The 4168-nt window shown below is 61.8% G+C and carries 5 protein-coding genes; all 5 read left to right on the top strand.

Annotation, left to right across the window (positions count from 1 at the left end):
* On the top strand, positions 1–1073 hold a 1073-nt coding region (locus ACW8PS_RS08975; RefSeq protein ID WP_491527029.1), incomplete at its 5' end, for an FAD-binding protein.
* Positions 1073–1387 (top strand): succinate dehydrogenase, encoded by a 315-nt coding sequence (locus ACW8PS_RS08970; RefSeq protein ID WP_491527028.1) that lies wholly within the window; start codon positions 1073–1075, stop codon positions 1385–1387. The genes ACW8PS_RS08975 and ACW8PS_RS08970, both read left to right, overlap by 1 nt.
* Positions 1388–1428: 41 nt before the next feature.
* Positions 1429–2226 carry a sulfotransferase domain-containing protein gene (locus ACW8PS_RS08965; RefSeq protein ID WP_491527027.1) on the top strand — a complete coding sequence of 266 codons (798 nt, stop codon included), beginning with the start codon at positions 1429–1431 and terminating at the stop codon, positions 2224–2226.
* 37 nt (positions 2227–2263) lie between these two features.
* Positions 2264–3043 (top strand): succinate dehydrogenase iron-sulfur subunit, encoded by a 780-nt coding sequence (locus tag ACW8PS_RS08960; protein WP_491527026.1) that lies wholly within the window; start codon positions 2264–2266, stop codon positions 3041–3043.
* 101 nt (positions 3044–3144) lie between these two features.
* Positions 3145–3984 carry an urea carboxylase-associated family protein gene (locus tag ACW8PS_RS08955; RefSeq protein ID WP_491527025.1) on the top strand — a complete coding sequence of 280 codons (840 nt, stop codon included), beginning with the start codon at positions 3145–3147 and terminating at the stop codon, positions 3982–3984.
* Positions 3985–4168: the final 184 nt, after the last annotated feature.

The following is a 4168-nucleotide window of genomic DNA, read 5'->3' as shown; positions in this document are numbered from 1 at the left end:
TTCACACCACCGGCATTTATGGCGCTGGCATGTTGATCACCGAAGGCGCGCGCGGGGAGGGCGGCTATCTGACCAACAGCGAGGGCGAACGTTTCATGGAGCGCTACGCCCCCACCTATAAAGACCTGGCCAGCCGCGATGTGGTCAGCCGCTGCATGACAATGGAGATCCGCGAAGGCCGCGGTGTCGGCCCCAAGGGCGACCATATCCACCTGCACCTGAACCACCTGCCCAAGGAAACGCTGGATCTGCGCCTGCCGGGCATCTCGGAATCGGCCCGCATCTTTGCCGGGGTGGACCTGACCCGCGAACCGATCCCGGTTCTGCCCACCGTGCATTACAACATGGGCGGCATTCCGACCAATTACTGGGGCGAAGTGCTGAACCCGACCGCGAAAAACCCCGATGCCACCGTGCCGGGGCTGATGGCCGTGGGCGAGGCCGGTTGCGCCTCGGTTCATGGGGCCAACCGGCTCGGTTCCAACAGCCTGATCGATCTGGTGGTCTTTGGCCGCGCCGCCGCGATCAAGGCAGGCAAGATCGTCGATCCCGACACGGACACTGCGCCGACCAACCCGGCCGCGCTCGACAAGGCTCTGGGGCGGTTCGATGATATCCGTTACGCCAATGGCTCCATCCCCACCGCCGATCTGCGGCTGGAAATGCAGCAAACCATGCAGGCCGATGCCGCCGTTTTCCGCACCGACAAGACGCTGGCCGAAGGTGTCGGCAAGATGCAGGCCGTGGCCGCCAAGATGTCCGATCTCAAGGTCACGGATCGGTCGCTGATCTGGAATTCGGACCTGATGGAAAGCCTCGAGCTGACCAATCTGATGCCCAATGCGCTGGCCACCATCGTTGCCGCCGAGGCGCGCAAGGAAAGTCGCGGGGCCCACGCGCATGAAGATTACCCCGATCGGGACGACAAGAAATGGCGCAAGCACAGCCTGGCCACGGTCGATGACACCAAAGTGACGCTGGCCTATCGTCCGGTCCATCTCGATCCGCTCTCGACCCAGGCCGAGGGTGGCATTGATCTGAAAAAGATCGCGCCCAAGGCACGGGTGTATTGATGCGCGCCCTGTTGAAAATCGCCGGGCTGGTGGTTCTGTCCGGCTGCGGCGTGGTGTCGGACGCCACCGATGATCTGGCCCGCCAACAGGCCAAATCGGCGGTGGGCCAGGTCGTGACCAACCGCTTCCCCGGCGCCAATGTGGCCCCCGTTACCGATTGCATCATTGATGCGGCCTCGGCCGGTGAAATCCTGTCGCTGGCGGGCGCGTCGGTCACCGGCGTGACCCAGAATACGATCAATCTGGTGATCAATATCGCGGCCCGCCCCGACACGGCATCCTGTCTTGCGCGCAACAGCCTGAGCCAGCTCTGAATGGCGCGCGCGCACCCCATATTGACAGGCCGGTGGCAGCCATGGATCTGATCGCGCCCCGCGTCATGGGGCTTGGCACCCATCACAAGACCGGCACCGTCTGGATGCAGCGCGTCTTTCGCACCATGGGCCGGGCGTTCAATATCCCCTGCGCGCAGGTGTTTCGCAAAACCGCGGATGACCTGGTGCCCGATGCGGGGCGGATTTTCCTGTTCTCCTGGTCGACACGGTTTCACGACAGCATCCTGTCGCGCCCCGATACCCGCATCATCCACATGATCCGCGACCCCCGCGATGTGCTGCTCTCGGGGATGCGATACCACCAGATCTGTGGTGAGTTTGGCGAGAAAGCCATCCATATGAAACGCGATGATCTGGGCGGGCGCAGCTATCAGGACCATATCCGCAGCCTGCCCGGCGATGCGGAAAAGCTGCTGTTCGAGATGGGCGAACGCCATGCGCGGACCATTCGTGAAATGACCGCCTGGGATTATACCCGCCCGAATGTGATCGAGCTGCGCTATGAGGATCTGATGCAGGACCATGATGCCGAGGCCTTTACCCGGCATCTGCGCGCGCTTGGGCTAACGGCTGATGAGGCCCAGGAAGGCGGCCGGATATTCTGGCGAAAGAGCCTGTTTGGCGGCCTTGCCAAAGACGCCAGGCGCGACGACCGGGTCAAGACCCATGTCACATCGGGCAAGATCGCCCAGTGGCGCACTGACCTGCCGCGCCCGGTTGCTGAAATCTATGCCGAACGGCATGGCCGGGATCTGGTCACGCTCGGCTATGAAACCCACCCGACAAACTGGTTGCGGGAGCTGCAATATGTCGCCTGATCCCCGCCCTCTGACATCCGCCCGAAGGAGCTGACCCATGGTCCAATTCACGCTTCCCCGCAATTCCAGGATGATGACCGGCAAGACCTGGCCCAAGCCCGAGGGGGCGACCAATATCCGCAAGTTCCAGATCTATCGCTGGAACCCCGATGACGGCAAGAACCCGCAGGTCGATACCTATTTCGTCGATCTGGACGAGTGCGGCCCGATGGTTCTGGACGCGCTGATCAAGATCAAGAACGAGATCGACCCGACCCTGACCTTTCGCCGCTCCTGCCGCGAAGGCATCTGCGGCTCCTGCGCGATGAATATCGACGGCATCAACACGCTGGCCTGCATCTATGGCATGGATGAGGTCAAGGGCGACGTGAAGATCTACCCGCTGCCGCATATGCCGGTGGTCAAGGATCTGATCCCGGATCTGACGCATTTCTACGCCCAGCACGCCTCGATCATGCCGTGGCTGGAAACCAGGACACAGCGCCCCGAACATGAATGGCGCCAATCCATCGAGGATCGCAAGAAGCTGGATGGGCTTTATGAATGCGTGATGTGCGCCTCCTGCTCCACCGCTTGCCCCAGTTACTGGTGGAACGGCGACCGCTACCTTGGCCCCGCCGCGCTGCTGCACGCCTATCGCTGGATCATCGACAGCCGCGATGAGGCGACGGGCGAACGCCTGGACGAGCTGGAGGATCCCTTCAAGCTCTATCGCTGCCACACCATCATGAACTTCACCAAGACCTGCCCCAAGGGCCTGAACCCGGCCGCGGCCATTTCTGCGATCAAGAAGATGATGGTCGAGCGGCAGTTGTAAGGGGATTGCCAAGTCGATTGACCCGGCCATGGCCTGTATGCACAGGGTGTGCACGGGGTGTGCACGGGGTGTGACCGCCGTTTTTCAAGGGATCCAGCGCCATGACGGAACCAAAGGACGCCGCCGCCCGCCGGGCCATTGCGCCGGTGATCTGCTACCCCGATGACACGCTGCCGCGCCTTGATGCGGGTCTGATGGCGCGTGCAAAGGAAGGCTGGCGGAAGGTTTCGGAAACCCGTGTCGCGCCGCGCGAGGCCGCCTGTTTTCATGCCAAAGCGGGGCAGGTGTTTCGCATTTCATCGGTCGAAGGCCCGCAGGTGGGTGACTTCAACCTTTGGAACGCAAAGGATTTTTCGGAACGGTTCTATTCCGGCAAGACCCGCGCGCTGCATGGCACCCATGTCACGACCGGTGACAGGCTCTGGTCATCTTTTCCCGCGCTGCGCCCGATGGCCACGATCATCGCCGATTCGCTTGGCTGGTATGGCATTGATGATTTCGGCGGCTCGGTCCATGACGTGATCGGCACCCGCTGCGATCCCTACACGCATAACCTCTTGTCCGGCGGCCAGTATCATCACTGCTGCCATTCCAATCTGACCCGCGCCTTCGCCACCGAAACCGGCCTGTCATTGGCGCAAGCCGAGCCGCATATCCACGATGTTCTCAATGTTTTCATGTGCACCGGATTCAGCCGCGATACGGGACAGTATTTCATGAAGGCAAGCCCGGTGCGCCCCGGCGACCATCTTGATTTCATAGCCGAAATTGACGTTATCGGGGCGCTTTCTGCCTGCCCCGGTGGCGATTGCGGCTCGGACCATTCCTCTGACATGGCCGCTTGCCACCCGCTCTTGATAGAAGTTTTCGACTGTGCCGCCACGCCGGGCTGGCAAAGCCCTGACCTCAACCGATATGCAGGCGGGCACGGCGCGGAATAGGATTGGGGTGTATCCCCTTGAGGCAAGTCAGGACTTGCGCCGCTAGGGTCAGGACCCATTAATCCTGCGCCACTGGCGCTGATTTGCCAAAATATCAGTGGTTTGGCGTGCGCCGCCCATGGTGGCTCCATTTGCAAGCGCGCCGAGACGCTGAGATGAAGGCAAATCAGCGTCCCTTGGATTT

This window comes from Alterinioella sp., assembly GCF_058343375.1.
This window is presented reverse-complemented; position numbering and strand designations above follow the sequence as displayed.